22 protein-coding genes are annotated in these 19,340 nt (G+C 70.1%); 6 read left to right on the top strand and 16 right to left on the bottom strand.

Going from position 1 to position 19,340, the window contains the following annotated elements; all coding sequences use genetic code 11:
- Positions 1-6: 6 nt before the first annotated feature.
- The 5 genes from ABEA24_RS32025 to ABEA24_RS32005 all read right to left on the bottom strand — a co-directional run bounded on the left by ABEA24_RS32025 (position 7) and on the right by ABEA24_RS32005 (position 6,198).
- Positions 7-876: a carbohydrate ABC transporter permease gene (locus ABEA24_RS32025; RefSeq protein WP_345435233.1), complete on the bottom strand. Its 870-nt coding sequence runs from the start codon at positions 874-876 to the stop codon at positions 7-9.
- Positions 873-1,820, bottom strand: a complete 948-nt coding sequence (locus tag ABEA24_RS32020; protein WP_345435231.1) for a carbohydrate ABC transporter permease — start codon at positions 1,818-1,820, stop codon at positions 873-875. The genes ABEA24_RS32025 and ABEA24_RS32020 overlap by 4 nt, the downstream gene beginning before the upstream one ends.
- A gap of 65 nt (positions 1,821-1,885) precedes the next feature.
- Positions 1,886-3,178 (bottom strand): extracellular solute-binding protein, encoded by a 1,293-nt coding sequence (locus tag ABEA24_RS32015; protein WP_345435229.1) that lies wholly within the window; start codon positions 3,176-3,178, stop codon positions 1,886-1,888.
- Positions 3,179-3,259: 81 nt separating this feature from the next.
- On the bottom strand, positions 3,260-4,249 hold the full coding sequence (locus tag ABEA24_RS32010; RefSeq protein ID WP_345435227.1) for a LacI family DNA-binding transcriptional regulator: 990 nt from the start codon (positions 4,247-4,249) through the stop codon (positions 3,260-3,262).
- A 212-nt stretch (positions 4,250-4,461) separates the two neighbouring features.
- A complete protein-coding gene (locus ABEA24_RS32005; RefSeq protein ID WP_345435225.1) occupies positions 4,462-6,198 on the bottom strand; it encodes a carbohydrate-binding module family 20 domain-containing protein in 1,737 nt (578 codons plus the stop codon).
- A gap of 193 nt (positions 6,199-6,391) precedes the next feature.
- Between ABEA24_RS32005 and ABEA24_RS32000 the strand changes: the two genes are divergently transcribed.
- The gene (locus ABEA24_RS32000; protein WP_345435503.1) at positions 6,392-7,396 is read left to right on the top strand and encodes a LacI family DNA-binding transcriptional regulator; all 1,005 of its coding nucleotides are present in this window, start codon (positions 6,392-6,394) and stop codon (positions 7,394-7,396) included.
- 272 nt (positions 7,397-7,668) lie between these two features.
- Here the strand turns inward: ABEA24_RS32000 and ABEA24_RS31995 are convergent, their stop codons facing one another.
- The gene (locus tag ABEA24_RS31995; protein WP_345435501.1) at positions 7,669-8,289 is read right to left on the bottom strand and encodes a response regulator; all 621 of its coding nucleotides are present in this window, start codon (positions 8,287-8,289) and stop codon (positions 7,669-7,671) included.
- Positions 8,290-8,449: 160 nt separating this feature from the next.
- A complete protein-coding gene (gene macS, locus ABEA24_RS31990) occupies positions 8,450-9,577 on the bottom strand; it encodes a MacS family sensor histidine kinase (RefSeq protein WP_345435223.1) in 1,128 nt (375 codons plus the stop codon).
- Between the two features lie 106 nt (positions 9,578-9,683).
- On the opposite strand from macS, the gene ABEA24_RS31985 reads away from it, so the two are divergent.
- The 4 genes from ABEA24_RS31985 to ABEA24_RS31970 are packed head-to-tail and all read left to right on the top strand — an operon-like array spanning position 9,684 to position 12,581.
- Positions 9,684-10,583 (top strand): MerR family transcriptional regulator, encoded by a 900-nt coding sequence (locus ABEA24_RS31985; protein WP_345435221.1) that lies wholly within the window; start codon positions 9,684-9,686, stop codon positions 10,581-10,583.
- Positions 10,580-11,143 (top strand): GyrI-like domain-containing protein, encoded by a 564-nt coding sequence (locus ABEA24_RS31980; protein ID WP_345435219.1) that lies wholly within the window; start codon positions 10,580-10,582, stop codon positions 11,141-11,143. The genes ABEA24_RS31985 and ABEA24_RS31980 overlap by 4 nt, the downstream gene beginning before the upstream one ends.
- A 9-nt stretch (positions 11,144-11,152) precedes the next feature.
- Positions 11,153-11,662 carry a GNAT family N-acetyltransferase gene (locus ABEA24_RS31975; protein WP_345435217.1) on the top strand — a complete coding sequence of 170 codons (510 nt, stop codon included), beginning with the start codon at positions 11,153-11,155 and terminating at the stop codon, positions 11,660-11,662.
- Positions 11,663-11,708: 46 nt separating this feature from the next.
- Positions 11,709-12,581 carry an LLM class F420-dependent oxidoreductase gene (locus ABEA24_RS31970; RefSeq protein ID WP_345435215.1) on the top strand — a complete coding sequence of 291 codons (873 nt, stop codon included), beginning with the start codon at positions 11,709-11,711 and terminating at the stop codon, positions 12,579-12,581.
- Positions 12,582-12,647: 66 nt separating this feature from the next.
- Here the strand turns inward: ABEA24_RS31970 and ABEA24_RS31965 are convergent, their stop codons facing one another.
- Positions 12,648-13,181 (bottom strand): class I SAM-dependent methyltransferase, encoded by a 534-nt coding sequence (locus tag ABEA24_RS31965; protein ID WP_345435213.1) that lies wholly within the window; start codon positions 13,179-13,181, stop codon positions 12,648-12,650.
- A 132-nt stretch (positions 13,182-13,313) separates the two neighbouring features.
- On the opposite strand from ABEA24_RS31965, the gene ABEA24_RS31960 reads away from it, so the two are divergent.
- On the top strand, positions 13,314-14,381 hold the full coding sequence (locus ABEA24_RS31960; RefSeq protein ID WP_345435211.1) for an FAD-dependent oxidoreductase: 1,068 nt from the start codon (positions 13,314-13,316) through the stop codon (positions 14,379-14,381).
- 187 nt (positions 14,382-14,568) lie between these two features.
- Here the strand turns inward: ABEA24_RS31960 and ABEA24_RS31955 are convergent, their stop codons facing one another.
- The 8 genes from ABEA24_RS31955 to ABEA24_RS31920 form a co-directional block, all read right to left on the bottom strand.
- The gene (locus ABEA24_RS31955) at positions 14,569-15,438 is read right to left on the bottom strand and encodes an SMP-30/gluconolactonase/LRE family protein (RefSeq protein ID WP_345435208.1); all 870 of its coding nucleotides are present in this window, start codon (positions 15,436-15,438) and stop codon (positions 14,569-14,571) included.
- A gap of 53 nt (positions 15,439-15,491) precedes the next feature.
- Positions 15,492-16,163 carry a hypothetical protein gene (locus ABEA24_RS31950; protein ID WP_345435205.1) on the bottom strand — a complete coding sequence of 224 codons (672 nt, stop codon included), beginning with the start codon at positions 16,161-16,163 and terminating at the stop codon, positions 15,492-15,494.
- A gap of 26 nt (positions 16,164-16,189) precedes the next feature.
- Positions 16,190-16,957, bottom strand: coding sequence for an RNA-guided endonuclease InsQ/TnpB family protein (locus ABEA24_RS31945; RefSeq protein ID WP_345435203.1), 768 nt, complete (start codon positions 16,955-16,957; stop codon positions 16,190-16,192).
- Entirely contained in the window at positions 16,938-17,495 is a 558-nt protein-coding gene (locus ABEA24_RS31940; protein ID WP_345435201.1) for a hypothetical protein, read from the bottom strand. Before ABEA24_RS31940 ends, ABEA24_RS31945 begins: the two co-directional genes overlap by 20 nt.
- 345 nt (positions 17,496-17,840) lie before the next feature.
- Positions 17,841-18,224 (bottom strand): amino acid-binding protein, encoded by a 384-nt coding sequence (locus ABEA24_RS31935; RefSeq protein ID WP_345435199.1) that lies wholly within the window; start codon positions 18,222-18,224, stop codon positions 17,841-17,843.
- Positions 18,225-18,235: 11 nt separating this feature from the next.
- Positions 18,236-18,580, bottom strand: coding sequence for an antibiotic biosynthesis monooxygenase family protein (locus ABEA24_RS31930; protein WP_345435499.1), 345 nt, complete (start codon positions 18,578-18,580; stop codon positions 18,236-18,238).
- 49 nt (positions 18,581-18,629) lie between these two features.
- Positions 18,630-18,887, bottom strand: coding sequence for a hypothetical protein (locus ABEA24_RS31925; protein WP_345435197.1), 258 nt, complete (start codon positions 18,885-18,887; stop codon positions 18,630-18,632).
- On the bottom strand, positions 18,884-19,279 hold the full coding sequence (locus ABEA24_RS31920; RefSeq protein WP_345435195.1) for an ATP-binding protein: 396 nt from the start codon (positions 19,277-19,279) through the stop codon (positions 18,884-18,886). Before ABEA24_RS31920 ends, ABEA24_RS31925 begins: the two co-directional genes overlap by 4 nt.
- Between the last annotated feature and the right edge of the window lie 61 nt (positions 19,280-19,340).

The raw sequence follows: 19,340 nt of genomic DNA, 5'->3' as shown, positions 1-19,340 counted from the left end.
CTTCTCTTACTTGACGGCACCGACGGTGATGCCGCGGGTGAGAGTGCGCTGGAAGATCAGGAAGAAGACGACCGCCGGGATGATGCCGAGCAGGGCCGACGCGCTGGTCATGGTCGCGTCCATGAGCTTCTGGCCCTGGAGCACGCCGAGCGCGACCGGCACCGTCTGGTTCTCGTTGGAGATCAGGAAGATCATCGGCAGGAAGAACTCGTTCCACGTCCAGATGAAGAAGAAGACGAACAGCACGCCGAGCGTCGGGCGGCTGATCGGCACGACGACGCGCCACAGGATGCGGAACCGGCCCGCGCCGTCCATCCGCGCCGCCTCGAGGATCTCCCGCGGGAACGTCGACAGCACCGACGACAGCAGGTAGGTGCCGAACGCGGTCTGGATCGCGGTGAAGATGATGATGATGCTCAGCCGCGTGTCGTACAGGCCGACCTTCTTCGACATGAAGTACAGCGGGTAGACCAGCACCTCCTGCGGCATCGTGTTGGCCAGCAGGAACAGCACGAGGATCCACACCCGGCCCTTGATCCGGCCGATGCCGAGGGCGTAGGAGTTCAGCACCGAGAGGATCACCGCGAGGACGGCGACCGAGCCGCTGATGATCAGGCTGTTGACGAGCTTCGCGCCGAAGTCGACGCGCTCCCAGAAGTCCTTGATGCCCTGCAGGTAGAAGCCCTTCGGCACGCTGAGCGGGCCGTGGCTCGAGTATTCGGCCGGGGACTTGAACGCGTTGAACGTGATGATGACGAACGGCAGCAGCATCACGACCGCGAGCACGGCGAGCGAGACGAGCACCGCCCAGGCGCCCGGCGTCCTGCGGTGCGCGGCCGGTCGCGGCCTCCGCGCCGCGGCGCTGATGGAGGTCATCGGTCCGCCTCCTCGGCCTTGTTCTGGCGGCTGACCAGCACCGCCATGACCACGACGATGATGAGCGTCAGCACGGTCGCGATCGCGGCGCCGTAGCCGACCTGGGTCTTCTCGAAGAAGTTCTGGTACGAGTAGTAGGCGGGCACGTTCGTCGCCCCGCCGGGGCCGCCCTTCGTCAGGATGAAGACCTTGTCGAAGCTCTTGATGGCGGCGACCGTGCAGGTCAGCAGCACCACGTAGATCTCCGGGCGGATCTGCGGGATCGTGATGTACCAGAACTTCCGCCACCACGACGCGCCGTCGATGTCCGCGGCCTCGTACAGGGACGGGTCGACCCGCTGCAGGCCCGCCATGAAGACGACGAGCGGGAAGCCGATCTGCACCCAGACCAGCACGCCCATCACGGTGTAGAGCGCGAGCTTCGGGTCGCCCAGCCAGTCCTCCTGGAGCGACTTCAGTCCGACCGCCTTGAGGACCGCGTTGAGCGCGCCGTTCTCGGGGGCGAGGATCCAGGCCCACACGATGCCGGCCACCGCGAACGGCAGCACCTGCGGCAGGTAGATGCAGGCCCGCAGGATCGCGGTCGTGCGCGGGCCGAACCGCTTGGCGATGACGTCGAACAGCACGGACGCCAGGACCAACCCGATCATCAACGGGATGATCGCCATGGCGATGACGAGCGCGACGTTGTGCGCGAACGAGGACCAGAAGGCCCCGTCGGACATCAGCTTGGTGTAGTTGTCCAGCCCGACCCACTGCGGCGAGCCGATGCCGTCCCACTTGGTCAGGCTGAAGCCGATGTTCATGACGAACGGCACCAGGATGACCCCGATGAACAGGACCGTGCTGGGGATCAGGTAGACGGAGTAGGGGAGGCCGCGGCGCGGCCGCCGGGTGGGCTTGTGCACGGCCTCCACGGGCGGCGCGCTCAGGGTTTGAGTCATCGTTTCTCCCCGATACGGGGGGGCGGGCGGCCGGGCCGGTCCGCCCCCCGTGGTCGGCGGTGTCGCTAGTGGCCGATGTTCGAGAGGTTCTCGTTGTACGGCTTGGCGAAGCCGTCCAGGACCGAGCTCGGCGACGCGGTGCCGGTGATGAGCTTCTGCGTCCCGGCCACGAGCACGTCGTAGTAGCCCGGTGCCGGCCAGTCCGGGTAGAAGCCCAGACCGTCGCTGTTGGCGAGAGTCTGGTAGTTCTCGATGAGCTTCTTGTTCTTCGGGTCGGTGACGCCGGCGGGGTCGCCCGCGACGGGCACGCCGCCGTTGTTGGCCAGGGTGTTCTGGATCTCCTTCTTCATCGTGATGTTGATGAAGTCATAGGCGAGGTCCTTGTTCTTCGACCCCTTCGGGACGACCCAGAGGTTGCCGCTCGACCCGAGCGTCATCTTGCTGCCCGGCCAGAGGAACGTGTCCCACTGGAAGCTCTTGATCTCCTTCTCGAAGCGGCCGTACCACCAGCTGCCGGAGAAGAACATCGGGAACTTGCCGGCCATGAACGCGGTGCCGGCGTCCTCGGCCTTGATGCCCGACGAGTTCTTGGCGATGTAGCCCTTCTTCACCCAGTCGGCGAAGGTGTTCGCGGCGTACGTCCAGGCCTGGTCGTGGAAGTCGGTCTTGCCGGTGTAGCGCTCGAACCGGTCGACCCACGGCCGGTCCGCCTTGCTGAGGGCGAGCTGGTAGAGGTACTGCTGCGCCGGGTACTCCGCGCCCGCGTTGGACAGCGGGGTGACGCCCTTGCCGGCGAAGGTGTCCATCGCCTTGGTGAACTCGTCGAACGTCGTCGGCACCTTCACGCCGTATTTGTCGAAGAGCGCCTTGTTGTAATACACCTGCAGGTACTCGGCGTAGTTGGGGACGCCGTACCACTTGTCGCCGCCCATGATGCCCTTGGCGTCGTACTTCGCGGTCTCGGCGACGTTCGCCGGGAGCATCTTGTCCCAGCCGCGCTTGGTCACCTCGGAGCTGATGTCGGTGAGCAGCCCCTGCTTGGACAGCAGGCCGGCGGTCGCGTTGCCCTTGTTGTACTCCAGGATGTCCGGGGCGTCCTTGGAGTTCAGCACCATCGGGGCGGTCTTCTGGATCTGCTCGAAGCCCTTCTCCTCGAACTTCACCTTGACGCCCGGGTGGGTCTGCTCGAACTCCTTGATCGCCTGGTTCCACGCCACCCCCATGGCGCTGTCGGCGGTCTCGTAGTGCCACAGTTTCAGCTCTTTCGAGGAAGAGCCCTTATCGCCACCGCCGCCGCACGCGGACAGGGCCAGCAGACCCGCGGTCAGTGCCGCGAGCGCCTTTGTCGCCTTGAACATCGGAATTCCTCCAGGGGGTGTGCGAAACGTCGAAGCGCTTCAACGGCGCCGAGAAGTTCGGGTTTCCAGGTCGGTCACGTTTCAGGCCGCCGGCGTGCTGGACCGGGCGACGAGGCGGGAGGGGAGCAGGGTGGCGCCAGGTGCCTGGTCGCCGTTCAACTTGTCCATGAGCAGGGCGACCGCTTGCCGGCCCAACTCCTCGGCGGGGATGGAGATCGAGGTGAGCTCGAGCCGTGCCGCGAGGTCGTCGGGACCGATGGCGATCACGGACAGGTCGTCCGGGATGCGGCGCCCGCTCGCGCGGAACGCCGTGAGCAGCGGTTCTACGGCCGGTTCGTTGTGGACCGCGATGCCGGTCAGGCCCGGATGGTCCCGGAGGAGGTCGGCGGCGGTCTCCCGGGCGTGCTCCGGGTCGCAGGGCCGGACGACCGCGTGGACGCCGCGTTCGGCGGCGGCCCGCTGGAAGCCCGCCTTCGTACGCTCGGCGAAGCCGGTGCCGCGTTCGTACACCGCGGGCGGAGCGCCGATCAGCGCGATCTCGCGGTGCCCGAGGTCGGCGAGGTGCTCGGCGCAGGCCGCACCCGCCGCCTCGAAGTCCCAGTCGATGCAGGTCAGCCCCGACGGGTCCGCGGGGAAGCCGATGAGCACCGACGGCCGGTCCAGCGAGCGCAGCACCGGCAGCCGTACGTCGTGCATCTCGACGTCCATCACGAGGATCGCGTCGACGAGGGCCGAGCCGGCCACCCGCTCGAGGCCACCGACGCCCTCGTCCTGGGTCAGCAGGAGGACGTCGTGGTCGTACGTGCGGGCCGTGGTCACGGCCGCGATCACCATCTGCATGACGATCGGCACGTGGATGCCCGAGCGCAGCGGGACGACGAGGGCGATGACGTTGGAGCGGTTGCTGGCCAGCGCGCGGGCCCCGGCGTGCGGGCGGTAGCCCAGGGCCCGGATGCTGTCCATGACCCGGCGGCGGGTCTGGTCGGAGATCGACCGTTTGCCGCTGAGAACATAGGACACCGTGCTGGGGGAGACGCCGGCGTGGCGGGCCACGTCAGAGATCTTTACCAAGGTCCCGCTCCTGTCGAAGCGCTTCGATTGCCGAGATGTTAAGCCCGTCACGAATGGGGCGCAATGGGTCGTTACAGGAACGAAACCGGAATCTGGGAGCGCTCCCACGGCTTTTCGCGCGCTTCACATTCCAATCGATCTTGTCGAAGCGGCTAAGACGCCGGGCGCGCGCGAGCGCCCGGGACGCAACGCGTCCCGGGCGCCTACGGGGGTCAGCGCCAGCTGTCGTTGATCGTGGCGGTGCCGCCGGACCCGGTGGTGTACGACCGGTTGGGATCGGACTCCCAGGTGACCGAACCGTCCGGATTCTTCTTGATGTACTTGTACTGGAAGGTGGTGTTCGCCGGCAGGGACACGGCGGCGGACCAGGTCGGGTAGCCCGCGGACGACAGCGCGACGGCGCTGCCCGGAGCCCAGTTGCCCAGCGCGGGGATCGAGCCGACGACGAAGACGTTCTGCCCGTAGTAGGTCGTCGCGTACTCGTTGAACGTCACCTGGACGACGCCGGTGCCGCCGCCGGTTCCGGTGGCCGCGACGTCGATCGCCACGGCACTGCCCGGGCTCACGGAGAAGGTCGCGTTGCCGGAGCCGTCGACCGTGACGGCCGTGCCGGTGCACGTGCCGGAGGACACGCCGCCGCCGATGACGTCGCAGTACGTCCCGGCGGGCAGGCCGGTGGCGAACGTACGGCTGAGGGTGCTGCCGGAGTTGTTGATGGCGACGTAGCCCTTGGTGCCGCGGCCGAAGGCGATCTGGTTCGAGCCGTCGGACCACCAGTTCGTCACCGAGGTGCCCGTCACCGCGTTGTGCCAGCCGACCATGCCGCCGAGCGTGCGGTCGAGGCAGCCCTGCCATCCGCTCGCGCAGTTCGTGTCGGTCACGTATCCGTTCGCGTCGGCCGGCGGAGAGTCGTCGGTGCCGCTGAAGTCGAATCCGGAGTAGACTTGCGGGGTGCCGAAGTTCCAGGCCAGCGAGAAGATCGTGGCCAGCCGGTACTTCGCGCCGTCCTTGTAGGACAGCGTGCTGCCGTTCCGCTCGGTGTCGTGGTTGGCGACGAAGACGACGGACTTGCCGCTCGGCTCCATGCCCCACGACTGCCCGAAGCTCGACAGGTTGGCGATGCTGCCGTTGAACTGCTCCTTGAGCTTCTGGCCGTAGACGAACTCCAGCAGGTCGCCGGTGCCCTCGAAGGCGCTGGGCGCGAGGCTGCCGCCGCTGCCGGGCATGACCTCCTGGTAGATGTACGCGGACCTGCTCAGCTTCCCCTCGATGGCCGCCAGGTCGGTCGCGCCGATGTGCTTGGCGGCGTCCACCCGGAAACCGTCCACGCCGAGGGAGAGCAGGTCATTGAGGTAGCCGGCGATCTTCCCGCGCACGTAGTCGGACTCGGTGCGCAGGTCCGACAGGCTGCTCAGCTCGCACTTGGTGACCTCGGTGTAGTCGTTCCAGTTGTGGATCTGGTCGTCGGACTCCGGGCAGTCCGACGGGTAGTTGTGGAAGTCGGCCGAGGAGTAGATGCCCGGGTAGGCGTACTTGCTGAAGCTCTTGCCGCCGTAGCTCGTGTCTCCCTGGCCGGTCATGTGGTTGATGACCGCGTCGGCGTACACCTTCACGCCCGCGGCGTGGCAGGCCGACACCATGGCGGCGAACTGCGTCCGAGTGCCCATGCGGCTGTTCACGTCGTAGTCGGCGGGCTGGTAGACCTCCCACCACGGGTGGCCGCTCCGCGTGAGGGAGTCCTCCGGCGGGGCGACCTGGACGGCGCCGTAGCCCTGCGGACCGAGGACGTTCGTGCACTCGGAGGCGACGGAGTTCCAGTTCCACTCGAAGAGGTTGGCGATCACGTCGTGATCGCCGGTGGGCGACGCCGTGGCGGGGGCGGCGCGGGCCACCGGCGCGATCGTGGCCGCCAGCGCGACGGCCAGCGCGGGCAGCAGGCGTTTCAACATGCGGGGCCTCCTGGGATGCGGGGAGTGGGCGGGGTCCCCCGAGGGTCTGGCGGCCGCTGTGTTTCCGCTGTGTTGCCGCGACGGTAACGCCTCGGCAGATGGTTAGCAAGAAGTTTCTGCAAGCTTGCGAAAGAAGCCTGATGGCGCAGCAATCGGCCCCGTCTCGTCCGGCTGTACATTCGAGCATGTGAGCATGCGCCTGGCGGACATCGCCGCCCAAGCCGGAGTGAGCGAGGCGACCGTGAGCCGGGTGCTCAACGGCAAGCAGGGCGTCGCGCCGGCGACACGGCAGGCGGTCATCGACGCGCTCGACCACCTCGGGTACGAACGACCCGCCCGTCTCCGGCAGTCACGGACCGGGCTCATCGGCCTGATCGTCGCCGAACTGGACAATCCCATCTTCCCGGCGTTCGCGCAGGTCATCGAGAACACTCTGGCCGTCCACGGCTACACCGCGGTGCTGTGCGCCCTGGCGCCCGGTGGCATCAACGAGGACGACTACACCGACCTCCTGCTCGAACGTGGGGTCTCCGGGATCGTCTTCGTCTCCGGGCTGCACGCCGACTCGCAGGCCGACCACGGCCGTTACAAGCGCCTCACCGACCGTGGGCTCCCGATCGTGCTGATCAACGGCTACGCCGAGGGCGTCGACGCGACGTTCGTCTCCAGCGACGAGGCCGGATCCATGGAACTGGCCGTGGCGCACCTGGCGCATCTGGGGCACCGGCGCATCGGGCTCGCCGTGGGCCAGGAGCGTTTCGTGCCGGTCATCCGGAAGACCGAGGGCTACCGCCGGGGGATGGCCGAGCGCCTCGGGGCCGCCGACGTGGACGACTGGATCGTCAACACCATCTTCACGGTCGAAGGCGGGGAGGCGGCGGCGAAGCGGCTGCTCGACCGGGGGTGCACGGCGATCTGCTGCGGTAGCGACATGATGGCGATCGGGGCGATCCGGGCGGTCCGGCAGCGCGGCCTGCGGGTGCCCGAGGACGTGTCCGTCATCGGCTTCGACGACTCGCCGCTGATGGCGTACGTCGATCCGCCGCTGACCACGGTCCGCCAGCCGGTCCGCGAGATGGCGCTGGTCGCCGTGCGCGGTCTCCTGGACGAGATCCAGGGGGTGGGCGCCCCGCACACCGAGCTGGTCTTCCGGCCCGAGCTGGTGGTCCGCAGCTCCACGGGCCCGCTCCATCAGTGATTGCAGCAAATCTCTGCAAGGAGCTTCATCGCAGCGACGACGAGCGGGCCCCGGCCGCCCATGCCGAGGGGATCGTCAGCCGGGTGACCGCAGGAACATCAGTGCCGCTGACGGGTACCGGAAGCTGGCCGAGGACGAGGTCCGTACGGTCGCCGAGTCGGTCGTCACCGCCCGGCGCGACTCCCTCAACGGCCCGACCGCCTCGCTGCGCTCCGCCGGCCCGGCCGCGCCCGCCTGAGCACGATCGCCCGACTTCGCCTGAGTAGGAGTACTCAGTCGAGGCCCTGCTCCAGGGCGTAGCGGACCAGCTGGGCCTTGTTGTGCAGTTGCAGCTTGGTCAGGGTGTTCTGCACATGGTTCTGCACCGTCCGGTGCGACAGCACGAGCCGCTCGGCGATCTCGCGGTAGGTCAGGCCCTTGGCGACCAGCCGCAGCACCTCGGTCTCCCGGTTCGTGAGCCGGGGTGTCTCCCGTTCCGGCGCGCCGACCAGGCGGCGGTACTCGCCCAGGACCAGACCCGCCAGCCCGGGCGTGAACACCGCCTCCCCGGCCGCGGCCGATCGCACCGCCGCGATCACCTCGTCGAGGGACGCCGACTTGGTCAGGTAGCCGGTGGCGCCGGCCGTCACGGCGTCGAGGACGTCCTGACGCTCCCCGCTCGCCGACAGCACGAGCACGCGAATCGCCCTGTCGGCGGCCAGGAGCCGCCGGGTCACCTCCGCCCCCGGGAGGTCCGGCAGGTGAAGGTCGAGCAGCACGACCCGCGGCCGCGTCGCCCTCGCCACGCGCAGCGCCTGGGCACCGTCGCCGGCGGTGCCCACCACGGTGAGGCCGGCCGCCGCCAGCTTCTCCGCTATACCGTCCCGCCAGATCGGATGGTCGTCGACGACCAGCACGGGCAGCGGGGCGTGGACGTCGATGGGTTTCCCTTCGTTCCCCGGGGTGCCGGTGTCCACGGGTTCTCCCTGGTTCCTTGGGGCGTGGGCGTCGACGGGTTCCCCTTCGTCCCTCGGGGCGTCGGCGTCCACGGGTTTCCCCTCGTTTCTCGGGGTGTCAGCGTCGATGGTGTTCCACCTCGTTCCGCAGGGTCCGGGGCACCCGGAGCTCGACCTCCGTCCCCCTGCCGGGGGCCGACGTCACACTCGCCTCCCCGTCGAGCTCCCGGATCCGCCCGACGATCGACTGCGCGACGCCGAGACGTCCCGCCTCGGCTGCCCGGGCCAGGCGGCCGTCCTCGAACCCCACGCCGTCGTCCCGGACGCTCACCGCGACCGCCTCGCCCTCGTCGTCGAGCAGCAGCCAGGCCCGCGCGTCCGGGCCGGCGTGGCGGCGGACGTTGTCGAGCGCCTCGCCGGTCGCCGCGGCCAGGGCCCGCGCCGGCGCTTCGGGGAGAAGAACCGCGTGCGCCGGGCAGGACACCGTGACCCGGTCGCCGGCCAGAGGCTCCAGCAGTGTCCGCACGTCGACCCGGCCGTCCGTCGGCGGCGTCGGCGAGGTGGCGACCAGCGACCGCAGCGCCACCTCCTGCTCCCCGGCCAGTCGGCCGAGTTCGGCGGCCTCACCGCCGAGCTCCCGCCCGCGTACGCTGACCAGCGCGAGCACCTGCAGGACCGAGTCGTGGATGTCCCGCGCGATGCGCTGCCGTTCGGCCGTGGCCGCCTCCTGCCGGGCCGCGCGGTCGAGGGCGGCCTCCGCGCGCAGCACGAGCCGTACGACATGGCCGCCGACCGTACCGGCGATGAGCAGCAGCACGATGCCGTTGAACGTGTTGCGCGGCAGAGCCTGGCGCTCGAGCAGGTCGGCCGCTGAGACGGCGGCCGCCCCGGCGAATCCCGCCCACGGGCCGCCCGCGACGGCGCAGGCCAGCACGGACGCCGCCGCCCACGACACCGGCAGCGTCGCGGCCCCGTGGTCGATACGGGCGGCCGTGTCGACCAGGCGCGTGGCGAGGATCAGCGCGGCCGCCACGGCCACGTCCGCGCCGACCAGCCAGGGGCGCCGGGCGGACGGGCGCGCGTACGCGACCGTGGCGAGCACGGACCACGCCGCCATCACGGCGAGCGCGAGGAGACCGCCCAGAGGATGGGCGTACCGCCCGTGGTCCCGCAGGATGAGGACTGCGGCGTAGCCGAGGGTGACGAGCCGGAAGACGCCCACCGCCCGCCACATCTGCTCGACCACGGATGCGACATTACGGGTTTCCAGGGCATGCGTGGCGACCGTTCCGGGGCGGGGCTTCAGGAGAGCGCTTGGCTCCGGGCTGGACTCTCCCATTGAGGGAGGGACCATGCTGATGCCCGTGAACGAGGGATACCTGCCGATCGGGCGGTTCGCCCGGCTGTGCCGGCTCAGCGTCAAACAGCTGCGCAACTACGACGACCTGGGGTTGCTCACCCCGGCCCACGTCGACCCGGACACGGGGTACCGGCACTACCGGCCCGACCAGGCCCCCGCCGCCCTCGCCATCGGCCTGCTGCGCTCACTCGACGTGCCGCTCCCGGTGATCGGTCAGGTGCTGGCCGAAGGGACCGGCGCCTTGGGCGGCGTACGGGACGCGATGGAGGCCGACCTCGCACGCCGCCGCCGCAACCTCACGGCACTGGAGCGAATCCTCGCCGACGGGCTGCCCCGCCCTCCCGTGAGCCTGGTCCGCGAACCGGCCCGGCGGGTGGCGGTCGTACGGGACGTCGCGACGTGGGACCGGATCGGCGCGGTGACGTCGGCGTGCGTGACCCGCCTGATCGGCGCGCTCACGGAGGCGTCCGCCGGGGCCGGTCCGGGCGGCGCGTTGACGTCCGGCGGGACCGGTCCGGGCGGGACGCTCCGGGAGGCCGAGACCGATCCAGGTCTGGCGCTGACGGCATCCAGTGGGGCTGGCCCGGCACTGATCGGGCTGTTCCCGCTCGACCTCACGCCGGAGATCGTCGTGTCCGTCACCGCCGAGACGGACACGGCCGTCGCCGGCACGTCGGCGGACGTCCTGCCCGGCGGGCTGTTCGCGTCGGCGACCCATGTCGGGCCGTACGACCAGATCGACCTCACCGCGCACGCGCTCCTGGCCTGGACGGGCGACCGGGGGCACACGCCGGTCGGGCCGCTGCGGGAGGTCTACGTCTCCGACCCCACGAGCACGCCACCGGAGCGGCTCGTGACCCACCTGATGATCCGACTGGAGGAATACGCATGAACCGCTACGAGGCCGCCGAAGAACCCGAACTCGTGGAGTTCGGGCCGGTACGGGGACTGTCCGTCTCGGGAGTAGGAGAGCCCGGCGGGCCGGAGCACATGACGAGCATCGAGGCGCTGTACGCCGTCGCCGGCAGTCTGTGCGGCCTGGCCGCCCGGAACGGGCGGGGTTTCGACCTGCCTCCGCTCGAGGGCCGATGGTGGGTCGAGGACGAACGGCCGCCGCTCGACGTCCCCCGCGACGAGTGGCGATGGCACCTGTTCGTCCGGCTCCCGGAGACGGTGGAGGACGCCTGGTACGACGAGGCGAGGCAGGCCGCCCCGCACCCGGCCGCAGCGCGCGTCCAGCTCGTCACCTTCACCGAGGGGCGCTGCGTCCAGATCCTGCACCGGGGGCCGTACGCCGACGAGCCGCGGAGCCTCGCGCGGATGGACGCCCTGATGACGGAAGCCCGGCTGGTGCCGAACGGCCTGCACCATGAGATCTACCTGTCCGACATCCGGGAGAGCGACCCGGAGAAGATGCGCACGATCCTTCGCCAGCCGGCCCGCGCCGCCTAGTCTCGATCTGTGACTCACCCTCCGGCGGAGCCGATGCGGTACCGGCTCGACGCGTCGCTGTACGGGATCCGGGTGCGGATGGACCATTCGTTCCGGTCGCCGACCCGCGGGGACATCCCGCTGCTCGGCGCCCTGATGTGGGACGCCTACCAGGGGACACCGGACGAGCGGGACGTCGGGGACGGTGTCCCGTCGGCCACCGAGGAGGTCCGGCTCACCTTCGACGGCGAGTACGGGCCGTTCCTGCCGGAGGCGTCCTTCGTGGCCGAGGAGGGCGGCCGCCCCGTCGCGGCCGCCCTGGTGACGGTCTGGCGGGAGGTACCCCTGCTGGCGTTCGTCTTCACGGCGCCGTCCCACACCGGCCGGGGGCTGGCCCGGCGGCTGATCGAGGCGGTGATGGGGTCGCTGGTGGAGCAGGGGTACGACCGGCTCTCCCTCGCCGTGACCGGCCAGAACACCCGTGCCCGCGCGCTGTACGAGTCGATGGGGTTCATCGAGGTTCCGGTCGGAAGCGGGTGAGAGATCCGCACCGCCGCGTGACAGGATCGCGGGTGGAGGTGATCCGATGAAGATCGGACTTCAGATTCCAGACTTCACCTGGCCCGGCGGGCCGTCCACCCTCGGCGCGGACCTGGCCCGGGTCGCGCGCACGGCGGACGACGCGGGCTTCAACCGGATCGCGGTGATGGACCACGTCTTCCAGATCAGCATGGTCGGACCGGCCGAGAACGCCATGCTCGAGGCGTACACCACGCTCGGTTTCCTGGCCGCGCACACGTCCCGCGCCCGGTTGCTCACCCTCGTCACCGGGGCTGTCTACCGGCCACCGGGGCTGCTCGCCAAGATCGTGACGACGCTCGACGTGCTGTCCGGCGGCCGGGCCGAGCTGGGCATCGGCGCGGCCTGGAACGAGGAAGAGGCACGCGGCCTCGGTCTGTCCTTCCCACCGGTGGCCGAGCGCTTCGAGCGTCTGGAGGAGACGCTGCAGATCTGCCTGCGGATGTGGGACGACGGCGACGCGCCGTACGAGGGGCGGCACTACGGTCTCGAACGCACGCTCAACTCGCCGCAGGCGCTGTCGCGACCGCACCCGCCGATCATGGTCGGCGGGTCGGGTGAGCGGAAGACGCTGCGGTTCGTCGCCCGGTACGCCCAGGCGTGCAACCTGTTCCCCGGTCCGGAGCTGGCTCACAAGCTCGACGTGCTGCGCGAGCACTGCGCGGCGGAGGGGCGCGACTACGACGAGATCGAGAAGACCGTCATCTTCCGCTTCGACCCGGGCGAGAAGGGCGAGAAGACGGGCGAGATCGTCGACACGCTCGGGAAGCTGGCCGAGCTCGGCATCGACTCGGTGATCGGCGGCGTGGCCGACGTCTGGCGTGTCACGCCGCTCGAGGCGATCGGCGCCGACGTCATCCCGGCCGTGGCGGATCTTTAGCGCGCATCGAGACGGCTCCGGTGCGCCGCCGGTCGACGGCGGCGCACCGTGTGCCACGGTCGGTGGTCAGTGTCGTGCCTGGTAGACCGCGCCGGCGAACGGCAGCGCGCCGCCCGTCGCACGCTCGTCGGGCGGCGCGAGCCCGGCCGCCGCGGCCCACGCGTCGACCAGGCTCGCGGGCCAGGACGTCCGGTCTCCGGGGAGCACCACGACCAGGCCGTCCGGGGCGAGGACCCGGCCCAGCTCGCGGACGGTATGGCGCGGGAACGGAAAGGTCTTCGGGTCGAGGCGGCAGACGAGCACGGCCAGGCTCGAATCGGGGAACGGCAGGTCGATGTCGAGCTCTCCGACGTCGAGCGCCGGGGCGCTGCCACCGGCGTGGCGCACCGCCCGGCGCAGGGTGTGGGCGTCGCGCCGGTGCGGAACGGAGGTCTCGACCGGAACGCCGTCGGCGATGAGCCCGGCGGCCAGGTCATGGAGGCCCGAGCCGATCAGCCGTACGGGCGCGGTCCGCTGGGCGGCGGCCTTGGTGAGAAGCGCGCCGAGAGTCGCGTCGTCGAGCCCGGAACAGCCGAAGGCGGCGGCTGCGGGCGTGCTCATCGTGGTGCCGTTCGGCCGGTGTCCGCGACGCGTGTCGCGGTGGGGCGGAGGTGGGTCACCGAGTCCTCCCACGGTTTATCTGTATTCTGCAAATATCGTAGCGCGAGCCTCTATGCAGGCATGATTCGGGGCATGGACGACATCGACGTGGCGATCGTGGGGCTCGGACTGGCGGGATCCGCCGTGGCGTGGGCGGTGAGCCGGCGCGGACGGAGCGTCGCCGCCTTCGAGGCGTACGGGCCGGGCCACCGGCGCGGCAGCTCGCACGGCCGCGCCCGGATCTTCCGCCGCGCCTACCTCGACCCGCTGTACGTCGAGTTGACCGGCCGGGCGGGGCGGCTGTGGGAGGAGCTTGGAGAGCAGGCCGGGGAGCGCCTCCTGACCCGGACCGGCGGCGTCGATCACGGCCCCGCCCGCGAACCCGAGCGCATGGCGGCCCTGCTCCAGGAGCACGGCGTCGCCGCCGAGCTGCTGGACCGGGCCGAGGCGGCCCGCCGCTGGCCCGGAATCCGCTTCGAGGGCCCTGTGGTCTTCGACCCGGAGGGCGGTGTCCTCGACCCGGAGGCGGCGATGGCCGCCATGGTCCGTCTGGCCGCCGACGCCGGGGCGCACGTCGCGTACGACACCCCGATCCGGGCCCTGAAGCCGGATGCGGAGGGTGTGACCCTCATCACCGACTCCGGGACCTGGCGCGCCCGTACGGTCGTGGTCGCGGCGGGCGGCTGGACCGGTCCGCTGCTCGACGGCCTGGTGCCGCTCCCGCCGCTCACCGTGACCCAGCAGCAGGTCTTCTTCTTCGACCGCAAGGACCCCGGCCCGTGGCCCACGGTCGTGCACGGTGAGACGTCCCTCGACATCTACGCGCTGCCGGAGGGGTCGTACTTCAAGGTCGGCGAGCACGTGAACGGCGCGGTGACGACCGCGGACGACCGGGACTTCACCGTCGACCCGGCCGCCCGGGAGCGAGCGGTCGCGTACGCGCGCGCGTGGCTCCCCGGCCTCGACCCGGTCCCGCGCTCGGAGCTGACCTGCCTTTACACCTCGACACCGAACGAGGACTTCGTCCTCGACCGCCGCGGCCCGTTCGTGGTCTGCTCCGCCTGTTCCGGACACGGCGCGAAGTTCACGCCGCTGATCGGCGAGCTGGCCGCCGACCTGGTCGACGGCCGCCCGCCGATCGGCCGGTTCGCTCTGCGCTGAGGGCAGTCGGCCGCTGATCACCGGTGTTCATCGGCCCGGGGCACCTTGGCCGATGACCTACGCGTGCCCGGGCCCTGGGGTCCTGGAAGTCCTGGGTGCCGCGGGAGCGGTCCGGGCCGGTCGGCGCGTCGCGGGCCGTCCCGTCGGAAGGGATCTGTCCTCTGTGACGGGACGGCAGGGACGACGGTCAGCGAGCGGCCGTGAAGGGCGTGGCGACCGGGCCGGAGACGCCCGGGTCGACGCGGAAGATCCGGCCGGCGTCCGGCTCGGCCTCGCGCTGCTCCGCGGAGAGGCCCTGCTGGGACGTCGTGATGAACAGCGTCGACCGGTCGGTGCCGCCGAAGCAGCAGCTCGAGACGTTCGTCACCGGCAGCCGGACCGTCGTCACCAGGCGCCCGGACGGGTCGTAGCGGTGCACGGCGCCGCCGCCCCACAGGGCCACCCACAGGTAGCCCTCGTCGTCGACGCTCATGCCGTCCGGGTGGCCGCCCTCGACGGTGAACAACCGCCTGCGGTTCGTGGCCGCGCCGCTCTCCAGGTCGTAGTCGAACGCGTCGACCTGCCCGGTCGGCGTGTCGATGTAGTACATGGTGCGGTGGTCGGGACTCCAGCCGAGCCCGTTCGAGATCGTGACACCGTCCAGCACCGTGCGGATCGACCCGTCGAAGACGAACAGCGAGCCGGCCCCGGGCGTCTCGTCGAACGCCATCGTGCCGGCCCAGAACCGCCCCGCCGGGTCGCACTTGCCGTCGTTCATCCGGATCGTGGAGGCGTCGGCCAGGTCGCCGGTCAGGGCCGTCGCCCGGCCGTCCTCGTCCAGCTCCATGAAACAGGTGCCCGCGGCGATGACCCACCCGCCCAGGACCCGGGGCACGGCGGCGCCGAGCGGGCGGTCCACCTCCAGCGAACGCGGGTCGGTGAGCGTCTTGCCGTCGAAGCCGGCCAGCCACAGCCGCCCGGCCATGATGTCGACCCAGCCGAGCCGGTCTCCGTACCAGAACGGCCCCTCGGCGTGCTCGACCCGTACCGGCGAACAGGGTTCCGCGGTGAGTTCCATGCTTCGGCTCCCAAGCGTGATGCGGCGATCAGCGACAGTCTTCCATTACCCGCTCAACCACCGGGCAGCCCGGCATCTGCGCCGTTCACCGACCGGCGTACGACCTGGCCGAGGCGGCGGTGAGTCGCTGTCCGGAAGGCGCCTTGAACCGCCGGGCGGATACGGCCAGGATCATGACCGCACAAGCCGAGAGCCGCGAGGGCACCGAGTGTCGAGCTGTCAGGGTGGATGAGGGCCTGTCCGCGCTGCGCCTGCCACAGTGTCAATCCGGTGAGCCCCGCGTAACTCGATGCCGCGGTGATCACCAGGGCCGCGCGGGTGGTGGTGCTCGCCAGCACGGAGAACCGGCGAGAGAGCATGCGCAGGCCGATCGCGATCAGCGGGAGCACCTGCAGGGCGTGCAGGCCGATGAAATGCGCCACCCGCAGGTCACCCGAGCCGGTCGCCCAGCCGGTCACCGGCATGCCGGAACCGCCGTCCGGCGCGCCGACGCTGTGCGCGCCGATCGTGGACAGGTGCAGTCCTTCGGCAAGCTCGTGCGCCTGGTCCGGAGTGGGAGCCGTCATCAGGTAGCCGACGGACAGACCAGCGAGCGAGATGACCAATCCGAGTGCTATCGCCCATGTCATGACCCGGTCCATCCGGCGCTGTACCACCAGGAAGATCCCTGTCCCGAAGGTCAGCAGCCAGCCCAGGTAGGCGGCGCCGCCCATGATCATGAACACCGTCGCGTTGAAAGGGGTGGAGAAGGTCAGCTTCTCGGCCGTGAATGGCCGGGCTTGGGGCTCGGGTGTTCACGCCTTGTTGCGCTCCCCGTCGCGGCTGGTTGTCGTGCCGGGGTCGCATCTCCCTTCCCCCTGATGGTGGGGTCAGGGACGGGCATGCTGACGAATGCCCACGCCACGCACGCCCGTTGCCGGATGTTGGTGGCGGCGATGACGTCGGCGGGGCCAGCGAACCCGCATCGACGGCAACGGAAGGTATCGCGGTCGGGCCGGTTGGCCTTCTTGGTGTGCCCGCACCAGGGCACGGGACACTGCTGGGAGGTGTAGGCCGGGTCCACCTCTACGAAAGGCACCCCGGCCCGCAGGGCCTTGTACTGGAGGAACTCACCGAGTTGGTGGAACGGCCAGGTAGAGAGTGTGGCCCGCTGGTGCCGCCTGAGCCGTACCCGATCGCGGATCCCACTGAGTTCTTCGAGTGCGATACCGCGTTCGGTGCGTCGGGCATCGGCCACAATCTGTTTGCTGATCTTGTGGTTCTCGTTCGAGGCGTGCCGCGTCTCCCGCGCTGACCGGCGGGCCAGGCGGCGGGCGGCTGAGCGGCTTCCCGCGGCTTTCTTGGCCTGCAGTTCGGTGCGCAGCCTGGCATGGCGCCTGCGATAGCGCTGCAGGCCCGTGCCCTGGTGGTTGTCGCCGTCGGAGGTGGTGGCCAGGTTCACGATCCCCCGATCCACCCCGATCCAATCGGCAGGCTCGAACTGCGGGGCCTCCTCGACCTCACAGGTCGCGTTCAGCAAGAACATCCCGTCGCGGTGCACCAGGTCGGTTTCGCCCTTGCGGTGGTCCGCCAGGAATTTGAGCTGTCCGGGCTCGCCGGTGAAGGCGATGCCGCGGATGCGGCCTGGTGAAGGCGATGCCGCGGATGCGGCCTGAGGTGGTCCAGATCGAGATGGTCCGGGCGTCCATCTGCCACGACAGGCACCGGTCATCGAACGGCTGGGCCGCATCATTCCGGAAGGTGATGGGCTTGGACTCGGCTTTGCGGCGCCGACTCGAGTGCTCGCCGCCCAGCAGGCCGGCCTCGATCTGGGCGTGCAGGGTGGTGTAGGCGTCGGCGACCTTACGGATCACATGTAATGCCGGCTGCGCCGACAGCCCTCGCGCCTTCAGGTCTGCGTAGACGAGTTTTTGCAGCTTCTGCCGGGCGAACACGCCCTGGGCGAAAGCGACCGCCGACACGTCGTTGGCGGCGGCGTTGCACAGGGGCAGGGTCGCCGCGAGCGCCGCCGCCTGTCCCGGCGTCGGCAGCAGCTTCACCTGCACCACCAGCTTCACGCCCAGTGACCCTACAAGCGCGCACCGACATCGGTGTGCGACTCCGCGAATTCGACGGCGAAACCGACCACGTCCGCCTGCTCGGGCACTACCCGTCCAAGATCGCCCAATCTCGCCTGGTCAACAGTCAAAGGCGTCTCCGCCCGCCACCCCAGGCAGTAACACCGCACCCACCTATCGAAGCGCCTGTGGGACGGCCACCTGCGGTCCCCGTCCTCCTTCGCCGCCCGCTCACTCCGTCGCTCTGGAAGAACTCCTCGTGGGCCGCGCGCCACTCCGCGGCGTTGGCGTAGCCGCGCCCATCGGCCTGCGCGAAGTCGTCGTCGATCTCCGTGACCCGGTCGCTTACCGGTCCCAGTGGGCGGTCGCGGTCGCGGCGGCGTCCGGGTCGTCGGTGACCAGGATGAGCCGGTGGTCGTGGTCGGAGTAGAGCACCTCGATGTTCACCCCGGCTGTGGCGAGCGCCCGAGTGATCGCGCCCAGCTGGCCCGGCTTGTCCTGGTGGAGGCGGCGGGCGACCACCTTTCGGCAGGCGATGACCTTGATGCCGGCCTGCTCCAGCGCGGCGGTCGCCGCTTCGCCGTCGTGGAACAGGAAGTGCGCCACCCCGCGCCCGTCGACGGTCCAGGCGCCGCCGCCCTCCACGCTGACCCCCGCTGCGCCCAGCGCCTCGCCCATCTCCGCCAGCGCGCCCGGCCGGTCGTCCAGTTCGATGGTCAGGTCGTACATCGTCGTCTCCCTCAGCCGTGCACGCGGCGGCTGTCCGCCGGTGCCTCGTCACGGTCGTCCGGGCCGTAGTCCCGGACCACTTCCGCCATCCGCAGCCGGTACGTCGTGAAGAACCGGTGCCGGCCCAGCGCCTGCGCGCGCCGGTGCGCCGGCGTGTTCCGCCAGGCGGCGACGGCCTCCTCGTCCCGGAAGAACCCGAGGGCGAGGTACTTGCCCGGCTCCGCCTCGCTGGCGTACCGCTCGATCCCGTAGAACCCGTCGAGCTCGGGCAGCAGCTCCCGCAGCCGAGCGGACTCGGCCAGATAGTCCTGGAAGGCGGCGTCGTCGTCCGGGTCGAACCGGTACTCGAAGATCATCGCGATCACACGTCGACGGTACGGCCGCGATACTTCCGCGCCCGTCGAATCATGCCCGCGGTGCCGCGTAATGCGCGCGGGGCTGATCCTGGACGTGCCGCTCCCACGAAAGGATGTACGGGGAGCAACGGCGCTGGACGTCGTGTATCTCTGCTTCTATCTGCAGCATGGAACCGACGCGGCGCCAGCCGATGTCCAGATAGCGCCAATGAAGCAGCCAGTACGAGTGTGCCGACGGGTCATAAGCGATGATCCACTCCGGGAAGCGAGCCTTTACGTGCTCGATGGTGAGAGTCTCCTCGATCACGTCTGTCTCCCCACCATCGCCCAGACGATCTTTCCGCCGACCACTTCGAACGCGCCGTAGCGGCGGGCGCACTGCTTGACGATGGGAATCCCGCGCCCGGATTCATCGTGAGACCCCGCCTGCCTTTGCCGGGGCAGGCCGTCTCCAGGGTCGTAGACGCACATGACGACGTACTTACGTAGGGGGAATATCGAGATCTTGATCTCTTGGCCGGGTGCGGCCTTGATGGCGTTGGTGACCAGCTCGCTGATGATCAACTCTCCGTCGTCGATCGCGCTCGGGCTGCAGCCCAATCGACTGAGGTTCGCGCGAGCGAACGCGCGGGCGTTCCTGGCCATTTCCGGTCGGCCCTTGATCGTTAGCCTTACGGCGTTGTCCATCTCGATATTCATTTGGCCCATGACGATGGCTCCCGGCATTGCTTCGCGGATTCGTAGGGCCAGCCTGGACCTG

It is taken from the genome of Actinoallomurus vinaceus (genome assembly GCF_039542055.1).
Classification (GTDB): domain Bacteria; phylum Actinomycetota; class Actinomycetes; order Streptosporangiales; family Streptosporangiaceae; genus Actinoallomurus; species Actinoallomurus vinaceus.
Note: the sequence above shows the minus strand (reverse complement) of the source record. Positions and strands in the feature narration are given on the sequence as shown.

Excerpts from the sequence above, each read along its gene's own strand:
- ABEA24_RS32025 (WP_345435233.1), bottom strand. The coding sequence starts at position 876 with ATGACCTCCATCAGCGCCGCGGCGCGGAGGCCGCGACCGGCCGCGCAC.
- ABEA24_RS32020 (WP_345435231.1), bottom strand. The coding sequence starts at position 1,820 with ATGACTCAAACCCTGAGCGCGCCGCCCGTGGAGGCCGTGCACAAGCCC.
- ABEA24_RS32015 (WP_345435229.1), bottom strand. The coding sequence starts at position 3,178 with ATGTTCAAGGCGACAAAGGCGCTCGCGGCACTGACCGCGGGTCTGCTG.
- ABEA24_RS32005 (WP_345435225.1), bottom strand. The coding sequence starts at position 6,198 with ATGTTGAAACGCCTGCTGCCCGCGCTGGCCGTCGCGCTGGCGGCCACG.
- ABEA24_RS32000 (WP_345435503.1), top strand. The coding sequence starts at position 6,392 with ATGCGCCTGGCGGACATCGCCGCCCAAGCCGGAGTGAGCGAGGCGACC.
- ABEA24_RS31985 (WP_345435221.1), top strand. The coding sequence starts at position 9,684 with ATGCTGATGCCCGTGAACGAGGGATACCTGCCGATCGGGCGGTTCGCC.
- ABEA24_RS31980 (WP_345435219.1), top strand. The coding sequence starts at position 10,580 with ATGAACCGCTACGAGGCCGCCGAAGAACCCGAACTCGTGGAGTTCGGG.
- ABEA24_RS31970 (WP_345435215.1), top strand. The coding sequence starts at position 11,709 with ATGAAGATCGGACTTCAGATTCCAGACTTCACCTGGCCCGGCGGGCCG.
- ABEA24_RS31965 (WP_345435213.1), bottom strand. The coding sequence starts at position 13,181 with ATGAGCACGCCCGCAGCCGCCGCCTTCGGCTGTTCCGGGCTCGACGAC.
- ABEA24_RS31960 (WP_345435211.1), top strand. The coding sequence starts at position 13,314 with ATGGACGACATCGACGTGGCGATCGTGGGGCTCGGACTGGCGGGATCC.
- ABEA24_RS31955 (WP_345435208.1), bottom strand. The coding sequence starts at position 15,438 with ATGGAACTCACCGCGGAACCCTGTTCGCCGGTACGGGTCGAGCACGCC.
- ABEA24_RS31935 (WP_345435199.1), bottom strand. The coding sequence starts at position 18,224 with ATGTACGACCTGACCATCGAACTGGACGACCGGCCGGGCGCGCTGGCG.
- ABEA24_RS31930 (WP_345435499.1), bottom strand. The coding sequence starts at position 18,580 with ATGATCTTCGAGTACCGGTTCGACCCGGACGACGACGCCGCCTTCCAG.
- ABEA24_RS31920 (WP_345435195.1), bottom strand. The coding sequence starts at position 19,279 with ATGAATATCGAGATGGACAACGCCGTAAGGCTAACGATCAAGGGCCGA.